This window comes from Corticimicrobacter sp. (assembly GCF_040137905.1).
Lineage (GTDB): Bacteria > Pseudomonadota > Gammaproteobacteria > Burkholderiales > Burkholderiaceae_B > Corticimicrobacter.
Map to the genome: position 1 here is coordinate 1 of NZ_JBEFDG010000046.1, position 17,497 is coordinate 17,497.

The 17,497-nt window shown below is 64.3% G+C and carries 18 protein-coding genes; 8 read left to right on the plus strand and 10 right to left on the minus strand.

Going from position 1 to position 17,497, the window contains the following annotated elements:
- Nucleotides 1-58 precede the first annotated feature (58 nt).
- Entirely contained in the window at nt 59-682 is a 624-nt protein-coding gene (locus ABN482_RS08080) for a T6SS immunity protein Tli4 family protein (RefSeq protein ID WP_349503504.1), read from the plus strand.
- Here the strand turns inward: ABN482_RS08080 and ABN482_RS08085 are convergent.
- Nucleotides 636-2,237, minus strand: coding sequence for a methyl-accepting chemotaxis protein (locus ABN482_RS08085; RefSeq protein WP_349503505.1), 1,602 nt, complete (start codon nt 2,235-2,237; stop codon nt 636-638). The genes ABN482_RS08080 and ABN482_RS08085 overlap by 47 nt on opposite strands.
- 197 nt (nt 2,238-2,434) lie before the next feature.
- Between ABN482_RS08085 and sugE the strand changes: the two genes are divergently transcribed.
- Both sugE and pyrF read left to right on the plus strand, forming a co-directional pair.
- A complete protein-coding gene (sugE, locus tag ABN482_RS08090; RefSeq protein WP_109061344.1) occupies nt 2,435-2,749 on the plus strand; it encodes a quaternary ammonium compound efflux SMR transporter SugE in 315 nt (104 codons plus the stop codon).
- Between the two features lie 61 nt (nt 2,750-2,810).
- Nucleotides 2,811-3,629: an orotidine-5'-phosphate decarboxylase gene (gene pyrF / locus ABN482_RS08095; RefSeq protein WP_143858819.1), complete on the plus strand. Its 819-nt coding sequence runs from the start codon at nt 2,811-2,813 to the stop codon at nt 3,627-3,629.
- Here the strand turns inward: pyrF and ABN482_RS08100 are convergent.
- The 6 genes from ABN482_RS08100 to ribBA are packed head-to-tail and all read right to left on the minus strand — an operon-like array spanning nt 3,613 to nt 7,901.
- Nucleotides 3,613-4,134, minus strand: coding sequence for a CinA family protein (locus tag ABN482_RS08100; RefSeq protein ID WP_502877263.1), 522 nt, complete (start codon nt 4,132-4,134; stop codon nt 3,613-3,615). The two genes, pyrF and ABN482_RS08100, sit on opposite strands and share 17 nt — an antisense overlap.
- Nucleotides 4,135-4,143: 9 nt before the next feature.
- On the minus strand, nt 4,144-4,680 hold the full coding sequence (locus tag ABN482_RS08105) for a phosphatidylglycerophosphatase A family protein (protein WP_349503506.1): 537 nt from the start codon (nt 4,678-4,680) through the stop codon (nt 4,144-4,146).
- A gap of 40 nt (nt 4,681-4,720) precedes the next feature.
- Nucleotides 4,721-5,689 carry a thiamine-phosphate kinase gene (thiL, locus tag ABN482_RS08110; RefSeq protein WP_349503507.1) on the minus strand — a complete coding sequence of 323 codons (969 nt, stop codon included), beginning with the start codon at nt 5,687-5,689 and terminating at the stop codon, nt 4,721-4,723.
- Nucleotides 5,690-5,694: 5 nt separating this feature from the next.
- Nucleotides 5,695-6,198, minus strand: a complete 504-nt coding sequence (gene nusB / locus ABN482_RS08115) for a transcription antitermination factor NusB (protein WP_349503508.1) — start codon at nt 6,196-6,198, stop codon at nt 5,695-5,697.
- Nucleotides 6,176-6,697, minus strand: coding sequence for a 6,7-dimethyl-8-ribityllumazine synthase (ribH, locus tag ABN482_RS08120; RefSeq protein ID WP_349503509.1), 522 nt, complete (start codon nt 6,695-6,697; stop codon nt 6,176-6,178). The genes nusB and ribH overlap by 23 nt, the downstream gene beginning before the upstream one ends.
- Nucleotides 6,698-6,719: 22 nt before the next feature.
- Entirely contained in the window at nt 6,720-7,901 is a 1,182-nt protein-coding gene (ribBA, locus tag ABN482_RS08125) for a bifunctional 3,4-dihydroxy-2-butanone-4-phosphate synthase/GTP cyclohydrolase II (protein WP_349503510.1), read from the minus strand.
- Between the two features lie 121 nt (nt 7,902-8,022).
- Here ribBA and glpD point away from each other — a divergent pair, with 121 nt between their 5' ends.
- Complete coding sequence (glpD, locus tag ABN482_RS08130; protein WP_349503511.1) at nt 8,023-9,552, plus strand: glycerol-3-phosphate dehydrogenase; 1,530 nt, start codon at nt 8,023-8,025, stop codon at nt 9,550-9,552.
- A 76-nt stretch (nt 9,553-9,628) separates the two neighbouring features.
- Entirely contained in the window at nt 9,629-11,263 is a 1,635-nt protein-coding gene (locus ABN482_RS08135) for a CYTH and CHAD domain-containing protein (protein ID WP_349503512.1), read from the plus strand.
- A 66-nt stretch (nt 11,264-11,329) separates the two neighbouring features.
- On the opposite strand, the gene ftsY is transcribed toward ABN482_RS08135, so the two are convergent.
- The gene (gene ftsY, locus ABN482_RS08140; protein WP_349503513.1) at nt 11,330-12,610 is read right to left on the minus strand and encodes a signal recognition particle-docking protein FtsY; all 1,281 of its coding nucleotides are present in this window, start codon (nt 12,608-12,610) and stop codon (nt 11,330-11,332) included.
- Between the two features lie 46 nt (nt 12,611-12,656).
- On the opposite strand from ftsY, the gene ABN482_RS08145 reads away from it, so the two are divergent.
- The 3 genes from ABN482_RS08145 to ABN482_RS08155 are packed head-to-tail and all read left to right on the plus strand — an operon-like array spanning nt 12,657 to nt 14,070.
- Nucleotides 12,657-13,280 (plus strand): RsmD family RNA methyltransferase, encoded by a 624-nt coding sequence (locus ABN482_RS08145; protein ID WP_349503514.1) that lies wholly within the window; start codon nt 12,657-12,659, stop codon nt 13,278-13,280.
- Nucleotides 13,277-13,777: a pantetheine-phosphate adenylyltransferase gene (coaD, locus tag ABN482_RS08150; protein WP_109061334.1), complete on the plus strand. Its 501-nt coding sequence runs from the start codon at nt 13,277-13,279 to the stop codon at nt 13,775-13,777. Before ABN482_RS08145 ends, coaD begins: the two co-directional genes overlap by 4 nt.
- Nucleotides 13,768-14,070 (plus strand): YfhL family 4Fe-4S dicluster ferredoxin, encoded by a 303-nt coding sequence (locus ABN482_RS08155; RefSeq protein ID WP_349503515.1) that lies wholly within the window; start codon nt 13,768-13,770, stop codon nt 14,068-14,070. The genes coaD and ABN482_RS08155 overlap by 10 nt, the downstream gene beginning before the upstream one ends.
- Here the strand turns inward: ABN482_RS08155 and ABN482_RS08160 are convergent.
- Together ABN482_RS08160 and ABN482_RS08165 are read right to left on the minus strand one after the other, a co-directional pair.
- The gene (locus tag ABN482_RS08160; RefSeq protein ID WP_349503516.1) at nt 14,021-14,428 is read right to left on the minus strand and encodes a hypothetical protein; all 408 of its coding nucleotides are present in this window, start codon (nt 14,426-14,428) and stop codon (nt 14,021-14,023) included. The genes ABN482_RS08155 and ABN482_RS08160 overlap by 50 nt on opposite strands.
- Before the next feature lie 19 nt (nt 14,429-14,447).
- A complete protein-coding gene (locus ABN482_RS08165; RefSeq protein ID WP_349503517.1) occupies nt 14,448-17,201 on the minus strand; it encodes an AsmA family protein in 2,754 nt (917 codons plus the stop codon).
- Between the last annotated feature and the right edge of the window lie 296 nt (nt 17,202-17,497).

A 17,497-nucleotide genomic window follows, 5' to 3' on the forward strand; every position in this document is an offset into this window, starting at 1 on the left:
CATCGATACCTATTTTGCCGCCCCCAGGCATGGTCATGCGTATTATTGGCAAACCGAAATGATGCCGGGGGATCTGGACGCGATACTGGATACCGCAGACACGATCCAGAAAAACCTGCATGCGCGCGGCGCGAGAGACATCCCCTCAACACCGGGCTTTTGCCTGAATGAGGGATTCATTGTCGGTGGGGGCCTCGACACGGAAATGTTTCAAGTCAACATTCTGCTGGCAGATATGCCGGGCGTATATCTGCTTTTCGAAAGCTCGACCCGTATAAAAACAATAACGCTTCTGGATGAGCTGCAGGATTTTCTCCAGAGCAAGCCGGCCCAGGCCGCAGCAGTGGAAGTGCTGCACCAGGGCAACCAGGCCGCCGGAGGCATTCAGGGGCAGGAATACCTGATCGTCAGCGCACGCGGCAGCATGCGCAAATATGCATACACATGGGCCACGCAGGGTCGTCAGAACTCGGCGCAGGAACCCAGCCTTGTCCTTGAACTGTTTATGACGGAACACGCCGGAGCGAAGCCGGCTGACGACGATACGTCGTCAGCCTTGTCACCCGACATGCGCGCCGCACTCAATCGAATGAATGCCATCCTGGCAACGCTCCGCCTGCACCCAGGCGCAGCCGCTATCGAAGTGCCAGCACATTCGCCCGGCGTGAATCCTCCGCACTGACCCGAAAGAAAGCCACGGCATGGGCCAGCGCCTGCGCCTGCTCGCGCAGGCTTTCAGCAGCCGCACTCGACTCTTCCACCAGTGCCGAATTCTGATGCGTCGAGAGATCCAGGCTGCCGACTGCAGCATTGATCTGGTCAATCCCCTGGCTCTGCTCCAGCGTTGCGGCGTGGATCTCGCCCACGATATCCGTCACACGCTGCACGCCATGCAGGATTTCCGTCATGGTATCGCCTGCCTGTTCGACCAGGGCCGACCCCGACAGCACCTGTTCGTTGGACGACACGATCAGGGTCTTGATCTCGCGGGCCGCACTGGCAGAGCGTTGCGCCAGATTGCGCACCTCACCGGCCACCACCGCGAAACCGCGCCCCTGCTCACCGGCCCGCGCGGCCTCGACAGAGGCATTGAGCGCCAGGATATTGGTCTGGAAGGCAATGCCGTCGATCACCCCGATGATGTCATTGATGCGCCCGCTGCTATCCTGGATCGCATGCATGGTCTCGACGACCTGACTCACGACCGCGCCCCCTCGCTGTGCGACATGGCTGGCGGCACCGGCCAACTGCTGTGCCGTCGTCGAGGAATCGGCCGTCTGCCGCACCGTGCTGGTGATCTGTTCCATGCTGCTGGCGGTAGTCTGCAGGTCCGCCGCCGTGTGTTCGGTGCGCTGCGCCAGGTCCTGGGTTCCATGCGCAATCTCGCTGGAGGCCAGCGCGATACTCTCCGTCGCACTGCGCACATCACCCACCAAAGTACGCAACGCCTGCACCATCCGCATCAGGCTGTCCAGCAATGATCCCGGTACCGAGGCCGGCACCGTGACCGTCAGGTCACCCGCCGCGACCCGCTCCATGGCGGCGATCGCCAGCGCAGGATCGCCACCGATCTGGCGCAATACCGCACGTACCACCATGAGACCGATGCCCCCCACCACCACGGCCACCAGCAGCACGCCCAGCAGTCGCATCAGCAGGTCATGGCGGATCTGCTGGTCGATATCATCGGTATAGAGCCCTGAGCCGATCATCCAGTTCCAGTCCTTGAGCAGCATGACGTAATGCTGCTTGGGCTTGAGCCCAACCTGTCCGGGCCGCTCGAACATCGTATCGACCATGACGCGTCCATCCGCACTCTGGCGCATGGCATCCGCAATCAGCCTGATGATGTCCTGGCCCGTACCATCCACGACCTTGCCCGTCATGTCCTTGCCTTCCCACTCCGGCTTCATGGGATGCATGACACTGACGATATCGGGGCGCCAGATATAGAAATACTCGGCCTTGCCATCCTCGCCCCCGTAACGGCTGACCCGGATCGCTTCACGGGCGGCACGCTGGGCCTCTTCCTGCGGCATGACCCCTTTGGCGGCCTGCTGTTGATAATGCGCAGCAATGCTGTAGGCAGACTGGACAGCACTGACAAGCTGATTGTTCCGCGCCTCGATGATGAGATTGCGTTCCTGATAAAGCGCCGAAGCTGCCAGCACAAAGACAGCTGCCAGGGCGACCGCCATGAGCAGAATGATTTTCGAGCGAAATCCGAGCCGTTCCATGTCAGGACTCCTGCACTTTACAGTGCAATATTTCAAATGATGACATTTTATTTTTAATATAAACGGCATGCAACTCAAAATAGGCTCTGCCGCACACGAACCCGCTACTCAGGCTAAAATGCGCCACGAGGACGACCTCACCCGTTCAGGGCGATCACCTCCGGGACGGCCCGGCTCTTGCATCCAAGGAGAGCCTCATGGCCTGGATCCTTCTCACGCTTGCCGGTGCCCTCGAAATCGTATGGGCCTTTTCCATGAAGCAGTCGCACGGCTTCACCCGGCTGGTTCCCACTCTGGTCACCCTCGTTGCCATGATCGCCAGCTTCGGCCTGCTGGCCGTCGCCATGAAAACCCTGCCGCTGGGCACGGCCTATACCATCTGGACCGGCATCGGTGCCGTCGGTGCCTTCGTGGTCGGCCTGCTGGTGCTGGGCGAACCGGCCACCCCCATGCGCATCCTGGCGGCCATCATGATCGTCAGTGGCCTGGTCCTGATGAAACTGTCGTCCTGACTTTTTGGTATCCTTGCGGCTCCTCGTTCATTCGGTGCCGCAAGGCCCAGCCACTCAGCCCATGACAGCCTTCTACCAAAAACTCGACCATGCCTGGACGACCAACAATTCGCTGCTGATGGTCGGGCTGGATCCGGACACGCAGCGCTTTCCGGCCGAGCTGGATGACCGGCCCGATGCGATCTTCGAGTTCTGCCGCGCCATCGTGGATGCCACCGCACCCTACGCCTGCGGCTTCAAGCCCCAGATCGCCTACTTCGCCTCGCAGCGGGCCGAAAGCCAGCTCGAAGGCCTGTGCGACTACATCCGCGAAAAATATCCCACGCTGCCCATCGTGCTCGATGCCAAGCGCGGCGATATCGGCTCGACGGCGGAGCACTATGCCCGCGAGGCCTTCGAACGCTACTGCGCCGATGCCGTCACCGTCAGCCCCTACCTCGGCTACGACTCGATTGCCCCCTACCTGTCCTGGAGCGACAAGGGCGTCATCATCCTGTGCCGCACCTCCAATGCCGGCGGTTCCGACCTGCAATTCCTGGATGTCGACGGTGAGCCGCTCTACCTGCGCGTTGCGACGCTGGTGGCAGAAAAATGGAATCGCAGCGGCCAGTGCGGCATGGTAGTCGGTGCCACCTTTCCGAAGGAACTGGCGGCCGTACGCCAGCGTATCGGCAATGAGGTTCCGCTGCTGGTGCCCGGCATCGGGGCCCAGGGCGGCGACATTCAGGCCACGGTCACTGCCGGAGGCAATGCTGGCGGTACCGGGCTGATGATTTCATCCTCGCGCGCCATCCTGTATGCCAGCCAAGGGGATGACTGGCGTGAAGCCGCTGCCCGCGTGGCCCGCGAAACCCGCGATGCAATCAACGCATTTCGCTGAAGTGCCGGGCCAGCCTTAGGGCAAACTCGACTGCTGCCAGCCTGACCTGGCGGCGATCACCTGCGAACAGGCAGGTTTCGGTACGCGTCAGGATTTCGCCGGCATCGCGCCAGCCCATCCCGAAGCACACCATGCCGACCGGCTTGCCATCGGTCGCGCCGCCCGGTCCGGCAATGCCTGTGGTGGCCAGCGACAAGGTCGGCCGGACACTCGCCTTCAGCACACCGGCGGCCATCTGTGCCGCCACCTGCTCGCTGACCGCGCCATGGCGACGCAATGCATCCGCCGTGACCCCCAGTTCATCCTGCTTGGCCTCGTTGCTGTAGGTCACGAAACCACGCTCGAACCATGCGCTAGAGCCCGGCAAATCGGTGATGGCTCCCGCCAGCAGCCCGCCCGTGCAGGACTCTGCCGTCGCCAGCATCCAGCCGCGTGTGTGCATCTGACTGGCCAGCAGCGCGGTTTCCTGCCCGATGCGGGCACTCAGTTGCTCGATGCTTTGCATATACGGGACTCAGAAAAACGAACCGCGCAGCAGGCCCGGCGGCTGCAACCAGGCCGTCAGCGCCAATACCGCTACTGCGAACAGGGCTGCCAGCACATCGTCCAGCATGCAGCCAAAGCCATTCTTGAGCCGCCGGTCAAACACGCGGATCGGATAGGGCTTGAGGATATCGAAGAATCGGAACAACACGACCGCCCAGACCTGGGCCAGCCAGTTTGCCTCGAAGAATCCGGGCAGCAGCCACAGCACCAGCCAGATGCCGACGAACTCATCCCAGACCATGCCACCATGATCGGGCTGCCCCAGTTCCACGCCAGTACGATGGCAGGCCCAGCACCCCAGCAGGAAACCGGCCAGCAGCACGGCACCGCCCGCAGCCCAGCCAGCGGGTGCCAGCCAGGCCCACAGCGCCCAGCCGGCCAGCGTGCCCCAGGTGCCGGGTGCCGGTCTGATCAGGCCGCTGCCCAGGCCAAAAGCCAGCCAGCGGGCAGGATGCCCGAATACCCAGGCAGTCGTTGGCCAGGAAGTCGTCTTGGAATCCGTCATGGTAGTGGCGATATCCTTCAAATAAATACGTATGCGCCGGTCAGGCACGGAAATGATCGAAACCGGCAAATCCATCTGCAACGGTACGCCCCTGACCATCGACCAGCCGCAAACCTGCCTGCGGCTCGATGGCACCGATCCGCGTCACCTGAGTGTCGGCTGCTGCCGCAGCCTGCAGTATGGCATCGCGCTGTCCGGGGGCGGACGTAAAACACAGTTGATAGACATCCCCGCCGCCCAGCAAAGCCTCGAGACGCTGCGCCTCGCCCAGCATCTGCAGACCATCCGCCGCAGGCAGCAGCGCGCAATCGACGCGAGCACCACAGGCGCTGGCAGCCAGGATGTGCCCCAGGTCCTGGGCCAGCCCATCGGAGATGTCGATCGCGGCATGCGCCAGCCCGGCCAGTCGCCCGCCCAGCGCCAGTTGTGGTTCGGGGCGCTCCAGTGCCTCTCGCCAGTGCAGCACAGGCGCATCGGCCGGCACGGACCATTTTTCCAGCATCACCTGCAGGGCGGCATGGGCCGCGCCCAGCCGACCCGATACCCACAGGTCGTCGCCGGGCCGGGCGGCATCGCGCCGCAAGGCCTGGGCCGGATCGACATGTCCGAATACGGTCACGCTGATGGTACGCCCCGAGAGGCTGCGAGTCGTATCGCCGCCCAGCAATGGGCAACCGGCACGCTCGGACAGCGTGCGGAAACCCGCCGCAAAGGCCGCCAGCCAGTCATGGTCGATATCCGGCAATGCCAGGCCCAGCACGCAGCCTGCAGGCTGCGCACCCATGGCGGCGAGGTCGGACAGGTTAACGGCCAGCGATTTGTGGCCCAGGGCCCGGGGATCGACATCCGGAAAGAAATGCCGCCCCTCGACCAGCAGGTCGGTGCTGACGGCAACCTGCCGCCCGGCGGGCGGCAGGAACAGGGCACAGTCATCGCCCACACCGAGGGTGCCGGCCGTCGTGACCGGCCAGGTGAAATGGCGCCGGATCAGATCGAACTCAGGCGCCATCCGGATCAGCCCCGGCTGGCGCGGCGTCGCTCGATCTCGGCTGCACGCACGTCGGCGGCCAGTTTGTCGAGCACACCATTGACGAACTTGAAGCCGTCGGTGCCACCGAACTCCTTGGAGAGTTCGACCGCCTCGTTGATGGCGACGCGATACGGCACTTCGACATGATGCACCAGCTCGTAGCTGCCGATCAGCAGCACCGCATGCTCGACCGGCGACAGCTCGACCAGAGGACGATCCAGGAACGGCGTGAACTGCTCGCGCAGCGTGGGGGCCTCGGCCAGTACGCCATGGAACAGCGTACGGAACCAGCGCACGTCGGCTTCGATGAACTCGGGATCCTCGCCGACGTGCGACTCGATGTCGCCTGCGTACTGGCTGGTTTCGCCATCGCGCATGAGCCACTCGTACACACCCTGCAGGGCAAACTCGCGCGCCCGGCGGCGGGCGCTGCGATCACCGGCACCTGCCGGTGCGCGGGCCGGCTTAGTGGCGCTGTTCGTCGTCATGGGACTCATCTTCCTCGTCAAATTCGATTTCTTCTTCCTCGGGCTCGAGCGTCGCCACCAGGTTGGCCATCTCGACGGCCGCACGGGCGCAGTCGCGCCCCTTTTCGGCAGCGCGCGACAATGCCTGCTCTTCGGTATCGGTCGTCAGCACGCCGTTGGCGATCGGGATACCGGTCTCGAGCGAAACGCGGCTGATGGCCGAGGCGCTTTCGTTGCTGACCACTTCGAAGTGGTAGGTCTCGCCGCGCACCACGGCACCCAGCGTGATCAGGGCATCGAACTCCTGGGACTCGGCCAGATGTGCCAGCACCACGCCCAGTTCGAGCGCGCCGGGCACGGCGACAACCATCACGTCGCGCTCATCCACGCCAAGCTGCTCGAGCTCGGCCAGACACGCCTCGAGTTCGGCCTGGCCGATCTCTTCGTTGAAGCGGGCGCGCACCACGCCGATATGCAGGCCTTCGCCATTGAGGTCAGGGATCATTACGTAGGGATTCATGTCAGGTCCGCCTTGAGGTGGTTCAGGATTGTCCGGGTTCGCAATCGTAACCCGTAATGGTGAGTGCAAAGCCCGCCATGCTGGGCATCTTGCGTGGCCGCGCCAGCAGGCGCATCTTGCCGACGTTGAGATCGCGCAGGATCTGCGCGCCGATGCCATAGGTGCGCAGGCCCAGCCGGTCGGTATCGGTGCTGACGGCTGCCGCGCCGGCCTGGCTCCCTTCATGCGAAGTCTGCCAGGCGGCGAACTGGCTGAACAGGACTTCGGCCGGAGCCTGGCAGTTGACCAGCACCAGCACGCCCGACGGTGCCGCCTGGATGGCCTTGAGCGCCTGGCCGATGCCCCAGCTGTGATGGCTGTTGCCGATATCGAGCACGTCGAGCACCGAGGCCGGCTCGTGCACGCGCACCAGCGCCTCGCTGTCGGGATGCAGGGCACCATGTGCCAGCGCCAGGTGTGGCGCATTGCCGACCGTATCGCGGTAGGCATAGGCCTGGAATACGCCCCAGGGCGTCTGCATCTCGCACTGGCCGACACGCTGGACCACCGACTCATGCTCGCTGCGATACTGGATCAGGTCGGCAATGGTACCGATCTTGATGCCATGCTCGCGGGCGAACACGATCAGGTCAGGCAGGCGAGCCATCGAGCCATCGGGCTTGAGGATTTCGCAGATGACGGCAGCCGGAGCCAGGCCGGCCATGGCCGTCAGGTCGCAACCGGCCTCGGTATGGCCGGCACGCACCAGCACGCCGCCGGGCACGGCACGCACCGGAAAAATGTGGCCCGGCTGCACGAGATCTTCGGGACGGGCATCGCGCGCCACGGCGGCACGGATGGTGCGCGCCCGGTCGGCAGCGGAAATGCCGGTTTCGACACCGTGTGCGGCCTCGATGGACACCGTGAAATTGGTGCCATAGCGGGCCCCGTTGCGGCTGGCCATCAGTGGCAGGTTGAGTTGCTGGCAACGCGCCTCGGTCAGGGTCAGGCATACCAGCCCCCGGCCATGGGTCACCATGAAATTGATCGCCTCGGGCGTGACGAACTCGGCCGCCATGACCAGGTCGCCTTCGTTTTCGCGATCCTCTTCATCGACCAGGATAACGATGCGGCCGGCACGCAGCTCGGCCACGATTTCGGACACGGGCGCGATGTCGCCGCCTGACACGCCCGCGACGGACGTATCGTTCAGTGATTCAGACATAAATGGAGCCGCCAGGGGCTGAGATTGGATGACAATTTCCGATTTTACTGCCGATGACAGATATCTGCCCGCCAAGATTGATACACTGCGGACTGTCATCGAACCCACAGGAACAGGTCACGTGTCCGTCCCTCCCGTTTTCGACCCGACCGCCCTCCCGTCCGAGATCGACCTGCTGGTCATCGGCGGCGGCATCAATGGTGCCGGTATCGCACGCGACGCCGCCGGGCGCGGCCTCAAGGTTGCGCTGTGCGAGCGGCACGACCTGGCCAGCGCCACCTCGTCGGCCAGCAGCAAGCTGATCCATGGCGGTCTGCGCTATCTCGAACAGTATGAATTCCGCCTGGTGCGCGAGTCCCTGGCCGAACGCGAAGTGCTGCTGTCCAATGCACCGCACATCGTCTCGCCGCTGCGCTTCGTGCTGCCGCATGACCGCCACCTGCGACCTGCCTGGCTGATCCGGCTGGGCCTGTTCCTGTACGACCACCTGTCACGGCGCTCGGTGCTGCCCAGTTCGCAGCGCCTCGACCTGCGCCTGCACCCGGCCGGCATCCCGTTGCAGGAAAGGCTCAAGCAAGGCTTCATGTATTCGGACTGCCGGGTCAACGACGCCCGGCTGGTGGTACTCAACGCCCGCGACGCCGCCGACCGGGGCGCGCTGATCCTGCCGCGTACCGAGTGCATGCACCTGGAGCGCACGCCCACGCACTGGCAGGCCCGGCTGCGCCACCAGAGCGGCCAGACGCACGACCTCACGGCCAAGGCGGTGGTCAATGCAGCCGGTCCCTGGGTTTCCCAGGTCCGCGCCATGGCCCAGAACACACCCCCGGCCTCATGCCGTGTACGGCTGGTCAAGGGTAGCCACATCATCGTGCCGCGCCTGTACCAGGGCGACCATGCCTATATCCTGCAGAACGATGACCAGCGCATCGTGTTCGTGCTGCCCTATACGACCGACACCCACCTGATCGGCACCACCGATGTCGCCTTTGAGGGCGATCCGGCCGACATCCGGATCAGCACCGAGGAAACAGACTACCTGTGCGCCGTCGTCAACAGCTACTTCGACAGCCAGATCGAGCCTTCGCAGATCCTGCATACGTTTGCCGGCGTCCGTCCGCTCTACGACGACCAGTCGAACAATCCGTCCAAGGTCACCCGCGACTATCTGCTGGACATGAATGGCGACCTTGCCCTGGGCCAGCCCCCCATCCTGTCGGTCTATGGCGGCAAGCTGACCACCTACCGACGCCTGGCCGAGCAGGTCATGGCCAAGCTGGCAGGCTGCCTGGGGGCCCGCCCGCCCTGGACAGCCACCGCCCCCTTGCCGGGCGGCGACATCGAACACGGCGACGTGGATGGCTACATCGACGATCTGCTGCGCAGCCATCCCTGGCTGCCGGCCGACCTCGCGCACCGCTATGCCCACACCTACGGCAGCCTGACTACCACGCTGCTGCAGGACGCCCACAGCCTGGACGACCTGGGCGAACATCTGGGCGATGGCCTGTACGTCCGCGAAGCCGACTGGCTGCGCACGCACGAATGGGCCGAGACCAGCGAAGACATTCTCTGGCGACGCACCTGGCTGGGCCTGTCGGCATCACCGGATACCGTGGCAGCACTGGAGCGCTGGCTCTCCCGCACATGACGCTTTCATGACGCGTCATCAAATGCGGCAGGTGGCAGGGCTATGATTGCAACATTATTTTTAGGCACTTTCCCTCATGTCTGAACAAGAAATCAAGTTGCACATCCCCCCCGCCGCACGCAAGACCGTCAGCCAGGCCGTACTCAAGGGCGACGGCGCACAGCGCATCGCGCTGCGGGCACTTTATTTCGACACACCCGACCGCGCCCTGGCACGCGCCGGCGTGGCCCTGCGCATCCGCCTCGAAGGGCGCAAATGGGTCCAGACCCTCAAGATGCCCGGCCCGGACAGCATCACGCGACTGGAGCTCAACCATCCACGCCCGGCAGCCGAACTTGACCTGAGCCTCTACCAGGGCACGCCTGCCGCCGACGTCATTGCCGCCTTGAATGCCCCCCTGTCGATCCGCTATGAAACAGACGTCAAGCGGATCACGCGCAAGGTACGCACCCGCTACGGCACGGTCGAACTGGCCTGCGACAGCGGCCTGCTGCGCGCCGGCGCGCTGGAACTGCCGATCAACGAACTCGAGTTCGAACTGGTCTCGGGTCGCCAGCAGGCGCTGTTCACCCTGGCACGCCGCTGGCAGCAGCAATACGGCCTGATCATGGACCTGCGCAGCAAGGCCGAGCGCGGCGACGCCCTGGCCACGGCCGCCCAGGAAATCTCCCGCTCCGACAGCGCACCCAGCCATGGCGACCCCCAGCGCCATGCCGCCATCCAGGCTTTCTGGGCACCGCGCATGGCCTGCAGCGTCAAGCTGGACGGCGACGCCTCGTCAGCCACCGCGCTCACGGCCATCGGCATCGAATGCCTCGAGCAGATCGTCCATAACGCCGCCATCCTGGCCGAGATCGATACCGATGGCCACTATCGTGCCGGTCGTCCTGAACACATCCATCAGTTGCGGGTCGGCATCCGCAGGCTGCGCTCGGCCTGGCGGCTGTTCCAGGACTGGGTCGAGGCCGTGCCCGACAGCCTGACCCAGGAAATCCGTACCCATTTCAATGCTTTCGGCAATGTCCGTGACGGCGACGTCCTGAGCGGCACCGTCACGCCACGCCTGCTGGCCGCCGGCATGCCGCCGGTACCGCTGCCCACCGCCAGCAGCGGCGATGCCGTCGATCCTCGCGCCCTGGCCAGCAATCCTGCATTCCAGGGTTGGCTGCTGGACCTGCTGGGCTGGACACTGGGCATTCCCCCCGCAACACGCAGCGGTGCCCGTGACACTGTTCCCACACCGACGACCGAAGGCAACCTGGCCGATGTCGCCCGCGCCGTTGCCGCCCAGCCGACATCGGCGGGCGAACTGCGCACACCGCCGACACTGCGGCGACGGCTGAGCAAGCGCCTGCAGCGCTGGCATCTGGTCATGGTGCGCGACGGCGCACGTTTTGCGGCCCTCAGCGAAACCGAAAAGCACGAGCTGCGCAAGCGGGGCAAGCGATTGCGCTATGCCCTCTCGTTCGCCACCTCGGTGCTGCCGGCTGCCCGCTCACGCGCCTATCGCAAGCGCCTGACGGCCGTGCAGGAATTGTTGGGAGAGTTCAATGATCTGGTCGTGGCTCGCGAAGCCTATCGCAGCCTGACCGCCCAGCACCCGCAGGCCTGGTTCGCACTGGGCTGGATTGCGGCACGGCTCGAGGCGCTGGCCCAGGAAGCCCAGGTCGAATTCGGTCGCCTGGCGCAATTGCGGCCATTTGGCCGCTGACAGATACGCCATCCCCCAGAAGAGGAGCCGAAGGCACTCATCGGGATGGCGTGCCTGTCGCCCGCTTCAATCGCCCAGCAACGCCTGCGCAAACTCACGGGCATCGAAGGGCTGGAGATCTTCCATGCCCTCGCCCACGCCGATCCAGTAGACCGGCACCGGCCGCACGCCCTGGCTGCCCGCAGCCACCGCAGCCAGGATACCGCCCTTGGCCGTGCCATCCAGCTTGGTCACCACCAAACCAGTCAACCCCAGCGCCTCGTCGAACGCCTTGATCTGCGCCAGCGCGTTCTGGCCCGTATTGCCATCGACCACCAGCAGCACTTCGTGCGGGGCCTCGGCATCGGCCTTGGCAATGACACGCCGGATTTTCTTGAGTTCTTCCATCAGGTGCAACTGGGTCGGCAAGCGGCCGGCCGTATCCACCATCACCACCCCCATGCCGCGCGCGCGCCCGGCATTGACGGCATCGAATGCCACCGCAGCGGGGTCGCCGCCATCCTGGGCAATCACCGCCACATTGTTGCGCTGGCCCCAGGCCACCAGTTGCTCGCGGGCTGCTGCGCGGAAGGTATCGCCCGCAGCCAGCAGCACACTGGCCCCCTGACGCTGGAAATCATGCGCCAGCTTGCCGATCGATGTGGTCTTGCCCGCGCCGTTGACACCCGCGATCATGACCGTCAGCGGACGGGCCCGCCCCAGATCGAGCCGCTGCTGCAGCGGTGCCAGGTGCGCAGCCAGGATATCGGCCAGCGCAGCCTTGACCAGCCCGGCATCCTCGATGCGCTCCTTGCGGACGCGGGCCCGCAGGGCTTGCAGCATCGACTCCGTGGCCTCCATGCCGGCGTCAGCCATGATCAGGGCTGTTTCCAGCTCCTCGAAGAGGTTTTCATCGACCTTGACGCCCACGAACAGGTGGCTGATGTTCTGGCCGGTGCGAGACAGGCCACTGCGCAAGCGGGCCAGCCAGGATTTGCGCGCCGGCTGCACCTCGGCGGCATCAGCCGGCACGACGGCGGGCAGCGGTTCCGGCACGGGCGTGAACCCGGACGCGGCGGCAGGCCCGGCAGCGGACTCAGCCTCAGGCTCGGCCATGGCCGGGATCGCTGCCTCGACAGGGGCCGGCTCTGGTACGGACGGCTCACTTGCCTGCGTCACCTCAGGCAAAGCCTCCTGCTCTTCGGACACAGGCGCAGCGACAATCGCCGGCACCTCGGCAGCAGCAGGCCCCGCTGCAGTCGTGCCTACCTGCGACGCCGGCAAGGCAGTCTCGGCGACCTGCGCCTGCTCGGGTGCAGGCTGCCCGGCGGGCTCTGCGGTTTTCTTGCGCTTCAGGAAACTAAACATGGACTGGCAGTATGATTTCGGTTTGGAAAATCGGATGGTATTTCGTATGTCGCGACACCAAGTGCGTATTGTAGGCGGGCAATACCGTCGTACGCCAATCCCGGTGCTGGAATTGCCCGGCCTGCGTCCCACGCCCGACCGCGTGCGCGAGACGCTATTCAACTGGCTGAACCATTTCTGGGATGGTCACTACGCGCAGCGCCACATGCTGGACCTGTTCGCAGGCACCGGCGCACTCGGCTTCGAGGCGGCATCGCGCGGCGTCGGCCACATTCTCATGGTCGAGCAGAACGCCCAGGCCACCGCCGCGATGCGGACCCTGCGCAACAAGCTGGGGGCCCATGCCATCCGCATCCACCATGGCGATGCGGGCCATATACTGGAACGAGCGGAAGGCAGCCGCTACGACCTGGTCACGCTCGATCCCCCGTTCGGTGCCGACTGGATGTCGCGGATCTGGCCCTGTCTGCCGTTTCTGCTGACTCCCGACGGGCTGGCCTACATCGAAACCGAATCACCACAGACGGCACCCGAAGGATTCGAACTGCTGCGCAGTGGACGGGCCGGCCAGGTCCACTACCATCTTTTCCGGATTGCTGCGCCGCAAAAATCCGTTGATAATCGGCTTTCCGGCCCTTCCGAGCCGCCCGCCCACACGGAGACAACATGATCACTGCAGTTTATCCCGGCACCTTCGACCCCCTCACCCGCGGACACGAAGACCTGGTGCGTCGCGCCTCCGGCCTGTTTGACCGGGTCGTGGTCGGCGTGGCCCACAGCCGCAAGAAGGGTCCTTTCTTCTCGGTACAGGAACGGCTCGAGATCGCCCGCGAAGTGCTGGGCCACTACCCGAATGTCGAAGTGCACAGTTTTGCGGGCCTGCTCAAGGACTTCGTCCGCGAACAGGACGGCAAGATCATCATCCGCGGCCTGCGAGCCGTCTCGGACTTCGAGTATGAATTCCAGATGGCAGGCATGAACCGGCACCTGCTGCCGGAAGTCGAAACCATGTTCATGACGCCTTCGGACCAGTATCAGTTCATTTCGGGTACCATAGTCCGGGAAATCGCCATACTCGGTGGCGACATCAGCAAATTCGTGTTTCCCTCGGTCGAACGCTGGCTGCATGCCAAGGCCAAGGAATACCGGGAACAATCGTGGCCCTGACCATTACCGAAGAGTGCATCAATTGCGACGTCTGTGAGCCGCAATGCCCCAATACCGCCATCTACATGGGCGAGGAGATCTACGAGATCAATCCCGACCTTTGTACCGAGTGTGTGGGGCATCACGACGAGCCGCAATGCCAGGTGATCTGTCCGGTCGAGTGCATCGTGATCCATCCCCAATGGCAGGAGGGGCAGGATGCACTCATGGAAAAATACCGGCGCCTGACCGCCGGCACGGATGTCAGTGCGTCGCTGGCTGAGCCAGCCCTGGCACATCAGGATGGATCTTGAATAGCCGGGCTGGCGTATCCAGCCACTGACTGACCCAGGCGGCCGCCAGATCGCCTTCATCGACCACCGTGATATCGCGCCCCAGCAACTGCACCTGCCGTTGCACGCTGTCGTCGTCCTCGATCACATCAAGCGGAATGTCGAGCCGCAGCATGCCGGATGCCCGCAGCACCATGTAGCCAAAACGCAGGCTGACCTCGATATCGCCGGCCTGCTGCTGCAACGGCGGCAGCAGCATCTGCCCGGCAGCATCAAGAATGACCCAACGGCCCGCATACTCGGTGGCAGCCCCCTGATAGCGGCTGCCATGCAGCGGGCTGGCCTGTACATCTGGCCCACTGTCGGCCTTGTGATTCATTGCGTCTCCTCCGTGCCGTTTATTTTCCGAACAGGCCCTTGAGTGCCTTGCCCAGGTCCTCCACACGCTGCCGGGCACTGCCGGATGCGGATGCGGCCGGTTCGGCTGGCGTCGCGGCGGCATCCGGTGCTGCCGACTCGCTGCCAGGCAACAGCCCCTGCAGCAACGGTGCCAGCGCACCCTTGAGCGCGCCCTCGGCCAGCCCCTGCCACTGCACCTGGTAGTTCAGGCCACTCCACGGGCCGGAAATACGCAATGGCACATCCAGCCGCTTGACCGTGGTCTTGACGCCGCCCGTCGAAATCGACACGTTGTTGAGCCGCGCCGTCGTGGTCAGATCCAGCGTGCCGGCAGGCAGATCGAGACGCCCGCTGGAATTGCGGAAGGTCACGGCGGCATGCGAGAAGGTCAGCCGATCGATCGTGCCGATGCCACTGTCGAAAGTGAGCGCTGCATCGAGTGCCTTGAATTCGGTCAGGCGGGCCACGCCATCGCCGGCACTGAGCACGCCCTTGCGCTGCAGCAGGTCATCGAGCCGGGCCAGTTCGCCCAGATCAATGCCGTGCAGCTTGCCATCGGGCATGCGCAGGCGCGCCTTGCCGGACAGGGTATTGAGCCAGTAGGCCGGCTCCAGCCCCTGTCCGCGCAGATCGAGCTGCAGTTCGGCGGCACCGGAAAGGTAGTCGAATCCGGCCCAGTGTGACAGCAGTGGCTGCATTTCCAGCCCCTTGCCCTGCAGGGTCAGGTGCCACTGATCAGGTTCGGCGCTGGCACCGCCCAGGCTCAGCTTGCCGGTCAGCGCACTGCCGTAGGCACGCAGACCGAAGCGGCTGACCTGGAGATCATGCGGGCGCAATGTAGCCTGGGCCGAAATGTCATCGATCTGCTGCCCCTGGAAGATCAGTTGCTGGACGGCGAGCTGCACCTTGCCTGCATACACTGTGCGGGGTTTTTCAGGCTGAGCAGCCTTGTCCTGGGCCGTCACCGCAGGTGCGGTGGCCGGCTGCTCGGCTGTGGGCTCCGTATCCGTCTTGTCAGCAGCGGCATCGGCCTGCCCGGCCGCCTCTTGCCCGGCTGCATCGGCCCCCTCTTCGGACTGCGGCTGCGGCGCCTCCGCCGCGGCAAAGGCAACGGCAAACGGCAACAGGCGATCCAGATCAAGGCGGCCAGCCTTCAGATTGATATCGAATGCCGGTTCGGCAGACCATTTCTTGAGTGTGGCCTTGAGTTCGGCCGTGCGTCCCGGCCCCTCGATCACGGGGGCGGGCTTGGCGGGTTCGGCGGCCTCGGCGGCCACATCGCCTGCAGCCGTGTCGCCATCCGCGTCGGATTCGGCAGCCGGTGCCGGCGCAGGCGCAGGCGCAGGTTCCAGCACGGCGGCCAGGTCGAGCGCCAGCTCTTCAGCCTTGCCCTTGATCTGGAGATTGGCATCCAGCGGAATGGTCAGCGATGCATCATCGGCCTCCAGCACAGCCTGCCCGGTCAGATCGGGCATGGAGAGGTGCGTTTCACCGGTATCGAACTGTGCCGGCGATACCAGCGCCATGCCGACCTTGCGTCCCTGCTGCTCGAGACTGGCATCAATGGACAGGCTGTCCGACCTGAATACGCCCTTTTCCCCCTGGATCGGTGCCAGATTGAGCTGTGCATCAAGCGTACGCCCTGCGCCAAACAGGCGGAAACGGGCGGTTGCGGCCGTATCGCGCACCTCATCCAGTCCGAGTGCATACTTGGGCAGGTCCAGCGCAAACTCAAAGGACTCGGCAGCGCGCTGCCCCTTGGCCCGTGCTGCCAGGCTGGCTCCCGACAGCATTTTTGAAGACAGGTCGAGTTCTGCCGCCGGCATCGACAGGCCGGACTCGATCTGCTCAAGCAGCCCCTCACCTGTCTCGACCTGCCCACGGAAGGCCAGCTCGCCACTGCCGATACGGAATGCCCGTTCCACCGCATCGTAGGTCAGGTTGCCACGCAGCGACAGCGGCTCTGCCGTAGCCCGCCCCAAGGCACCCGTCACCTGCACGTCCAGCTTCTGGACAGCGTACTTCATGGCGTCCGGGTCGAGCATGAGCACGGCATTGGCCGTCAGGTCTGCATCGGTATGAGGCGCATCACCCTCGAGCCGCCCGGTGAGGCTGAAATCGAAAGGCTGGCGAAACGTGACGCGACCGGCCAGGGCCGCCAGGTTCGCCAGCTTGACGTGGGTGCCCGAGGCCTGGTCGACAAAGGCAATCTCGCCCTGGCGCAGATCCAGCCCGGCAATGTCGATCTGCATGGTCGAGCGCCGCACCCGTTCGCTGCCCGAAGCCGCCGCATGCGAGGCGGCATCATCTGCCTTCGGATCTGCTGGAGCATCGGCGGCCGGCGCATCGGCCGGGCCATCGAGCAGATCCTGGAAATTGAGCTGCCCTCGCTCGTTGCGTACGATATTGACGCCAAAGCCTTCGACCATCACGTTGTCGATGACCAGGCTATTGGACAGCAGAGGCCAGATCGCCACGGCGACCCGTGCCCGGTCCACCGATGCGAATGTCGCCTCGCTGCCCGGTTCCGACAGTGACACGCCTGTCAGCGTCAGCCCGATACGCGGAAACAGCGACAACTCGACATCGCCCTCGATCGTCAGCACACGCTGGTATTTTTCGAGCACCGCCTCTTCAAGCTTGCGCGCGTAGGTGTTCGGATCGAAAGTCAGCAGGAACAGTGCAGCGCCAACCACCGCGACCAGCGCCAGGGTGGCAGTGCCGATCACTATCCGTTTGAACCATTTTTTCATTGACTGCCTGCGGGAAGGAAGAATACGGCCGTAGCAAGGAAAGCGAAACGGCTGGCGGCGGGGATTCTACGCCATGCCATGAAGGATGTAATCATAGTTCTGAAATGCAAGGACGGCGACCTGTCTAAATTACCCAATAAGCGACAAAAAACCAAATCAGGCATGCCTCAATTGGCCACCGGATTGCCAAATGCCACCCTTCGTAACATCCGCACAGGAAGGCTGCGGCAATCCTTCACATACCCCTACTTGTGATAAGGTTTACATCAAGCTGAAAGCTGCATGCTGCTAATATC